This is a genomic window from Streptomyces sp. NPDC001351 (genome assembly GCF_042896045.1).
Lineage (GTDB): Bacteria > Actinomycetota > Actinomycetes > Streptomycetales > Streptomycetaceae > Streptomyces.
On the sequence record NZ_JBIAWS010000024.1, the window covers coordinates 108,849 to 111,988 of the forward strand.

At 69.8% G+C, this 3,140-nt stretch carries 1 protein-coding gene and 2 pseudogenes; 1 reads left to right on the forward strand and 2 read right to left on the reverse strand.

Annotation, left to right across the window (positions count from 1 at the left end):
* Window positions 1–663: 663 nt before the first annotated feature.
* Both ACFY1U_RS48465 and ACFY1U_RS48470 read right to left on the reverse strand, forming a co-directional pair.
* Window positions 664–1,205: pseudogene (locus tag ACFY1U_RS48465) on the reverse strand (RNA-guided endonuclease TnpB family protein); the annotation flags it as partial.
* 262 nt (window positions 1,206–1,467) lie between these two features.
* Window positions 1,468–2,043, reverse strand: a pseudogene (locus ACFY1U_RS48470) (helix-turn-helix domain-containing protein); the annotation flags it as partial.
* Window positions 2,044–2,334: 291 nt separating this feature from the next.
* On the opposite strand from ACFY1U_RS48470, the gene ACFY1U_RS48475 reads away from it, so the two are divergent.
* Entirely contained in the window at window positions 2,335–2,499 is a 165-nt protein-coding gene (locus ACFY1U_RS48475) for a hypothetical protein (protein ID WP_390700493.1), read from the forward strand.
* Window positions 2,500–3,140 lie beyond the last annotated feature (641 nt).

Consider the following 3,140-nt stretch of genomic DNA (forward strand, 5'->3'; position numbering starts at 1 on the left):
CACCCCAACACTGTTGGCATCTTTGGGGTGATCGCGGGTTTCGGGGGGGGGTCCCCCCGGGGCGCCCCCGGGGGCCCGGGGGCCGCCGGGGCGGCACCCCGGCCCGGGGCGGCCCGCTCCCCACGGCGTGCCCCGAGGCGGTGTCCTGGCCGGCGTACGGCCTGCTGCCGACGGCAAGCGTGGCGGTCAGGCCGCACGGCCAGGGTCGCGGACCACCGCACCACCACCCCGCGCTGCCGGGCCGACCGGACTGCCATGGAGATGACCGCCCAAGGCGACCGGCAACACCTGGACACGAACAAGCGCGAGGGTGTCAATGGTGCACCAACTCCCATGGACGAATCCGGCGCTGAGTTGCAGAGATCGCACCCCTATCGCCTCGCGCCACACACTCCCCCAGAGAAGCCACTGTGCCAGTGGTGCATGGCGCCGGTGATGGAGCGGTGGGGTCCGGGCGTGCGTTACGTCAGCAGTTCCTGCGGGCCGAGGGGCGCCGTCCCGACTGCGGCACCGGATGGCGGGAGCGGCTGCCGGAGCGCGGAACACGTCCGCGCCCGGTGGGAGCCCTGGATCAGGCAGTCCTGAGCAGGCGCTTGAGTTTGTCCGGTGGTGTGGGGTGGTTGAGGGCCTTGACTTCCTCCCCCTCCTGAAGGAGGGGGATTCCTACGGCTCGCGCCGTGGGGTTTTCTGCTTCACAGCCGACTGCCCGCCCGGAGTACTCCGTTGAGGTCTCACACCAGCTCCACAGACGGACGCCGTCAGCCCGACGGCCAGAATGTTCTTCGCCGCGTTCACGTCCCGGTCGTGGGTCGTCCCGCAGTCGCACGTCCACTCGCGGACGTGCAGCGGCATCTTGTCCCCCCAGGTGCCGCAGACGGAGCACAGCCTGGAGGACGGGAACCATCGGTCGATCGCGATCACTGCGCGGCCGTACCACTGGGCCTTGTACTCCAGCATGCTCCGGAAATCCGACCAGGCCGCGTCGCTGATGGCGCGGGCCAGGCTGCGGTTCTTCACCCTGTTCCGAACGGCGAGGTCCTCGATCACGATCGTTTGGTTTTCACGAACGAGACGAGTGGCGGGCGGAGAGGGAACAACCCTTTGTGCAGATGGTCGCGCCTGCGGTCGGTGATGCGGGCGTAGACCTTGGCCACCTTCCGGCGCGCCTTGGCCCATTTCGCTCCGTCACCCTTGGCCTTGCGGGCAGAGACCATGACCGGGACTCCGTGGCAGGACGCTGCCGCGGCCCTCGCACAGACCCAACTGGAACGGGCCCGCGATGCAGAGCAGTCGGGGCATCGCATGACCGCCCGGCAGGCGTACCGATACGTCTCCGCGGCCTGGATGTTCGCGCAGATGGCGTACCAGACCGACACCGCGGAGAAGCGGGATCCGTACGCCCGGCACACCGCCGCGGCCGCCGCTCTCGCACCCGCCGTGAAGCGCGTGGAGATCCCGCATCGCGTTCGGGGTCAGCCGCTGTTCGTGGGTGCGCAGGGGATGCTCGCCGGGGGCGAGGACCCGCAGCGCGGCCGGCTGCGGCCTGGCCGGGTCCGGGACACCTAGGCGGGGGATGAGTCCGGCACGCAACAGCGAGGACTTGCCGCTGCCTGAGGGGCCGAACACGGCGGTGAACCGACGGGAGCGGGTCAGCGCGAGCAGGCGGTCGGTGAGTTCGTCGCGGCCGAAGAACAGATCGGCGTCGCCCGGCTCGAAACGGGCCAGACCCCGGTACGGAGGCTCGACGTCCTCGTCCTCGGCCCGGGGTTTTGCCGCTGCTTCAGCGGCCGCCTGTCGCCAACGCTCCTCCCACTCCTCCGGATTACCACCGCACGCCCTCACATAGGCCAGCGCGACGGGCAGGGTCGGCAGCCGCTCACCACCAGCAGCCTGCGACAGGGTGCTGGTCCCCTGACCCGCCCGCTGCGCCATCACCCGGTAGGTCGGGCTTCCGGCCTCCGCCCGGAGTTTGCGTAACTCGGCCGCGAACCGCGCCACCGGCCCGGTGCTGGGGTCGAGTGGGCTCTCCGGACGTCCCGCCATCGACAGCTCACCCCTCCAGCCGACCGCTTCCCCCGTGGACGCGGCGCAAGGCCGGACAAGGTACGCAACCTCGTGGCAGGAGCGCAATCGGAGGGGGTCGCCGCTGGCCACCGCCGCAGCGTCTGGCCGTGACCTGCAGCGAGTCCATTGTTCAGGGCGGCAAAACCGGCTGCCCATTCAATTCCCGACCCGCTGAACTCGATGGCAAGCACCGGTCGGGGCCGCTCCACGGACCGACATGGAGCCGGTGCCCTCGGATCACCTGTCTGCAACGAGAGGAATCACGTGAACATGCCCAACCGCGTAGCGCTGGCGATGACGACCGGTGCCACCGCCCTCGGCCTGGCCCTGGCGGCCCCGGCCGCCCAGGCGGACATCGCTTCGGCCTCCCATCCGGTGGCCTCCCATGCCGCTTCTGCCCCCATCCAGGCACAGTCACAGTGGCAGACGCTGTGACCGTCCAAGTTCAAGCCTCGGCACTAGAAGTGGGTCTCCCAGCCGTTCGGCGTCCACGACGGCGTCATCAGGTTGAGCGTCAAGTACCAGCGCTGGAACGGCGGCGACGGCACGAAGATGACGGTCAACTGATCGACATCCACGACCTGAACCACACGGTGAAGAAGGGCACGGGGTATTGCAACGGTGCCTGGCACGCTTTCGAGACCAGGGACGTGACGTCGAGCACCCGCTACAAGGTCGTCACTCAGCAGGACCACGGCCGCACGCACACCGAGCAGGTCGGCGTCTACGAGGAGCGGTCCTGACAGGCAGCAGCGTGCTGCCGTCCCTCTGCCTGAGGGTCTTGGCGAGCCATCGGCACGGCTCCTGGCCAGCGCGAGGGGACTGACCAGGGACCCAACCGACGGCGGGCACGACGGCGTCAGCAGCTGATTGCCGGGGGCGAGCCCACCAGGCCGCCCGCCCGCTCTGCCGTTCGCCGGACGAGATCGCACCAGACGGCGAAGCCCCGAGCCCTGCCGGACCCGGGGCTTCGTCGTCCTTCCGCCCATTACCTTCCTTGTAGAGCCCGGTTCGGGCTCGTGGCCTCCAGGCCCGGTATGACTCGTTGCCCCTGTCCTTGATGATCCGGGGGGTGC

Bases quoted from the DNA above. Each gene is read 5' to 3' on its own strand.
- ACFY1U_RS48475 (WP_390700493.1), top strand. From the start codon at position 2,335: ATGCCCAACCGCGTAGCGCTGGCGATGACGACCGGTGCCACCGCCCTC.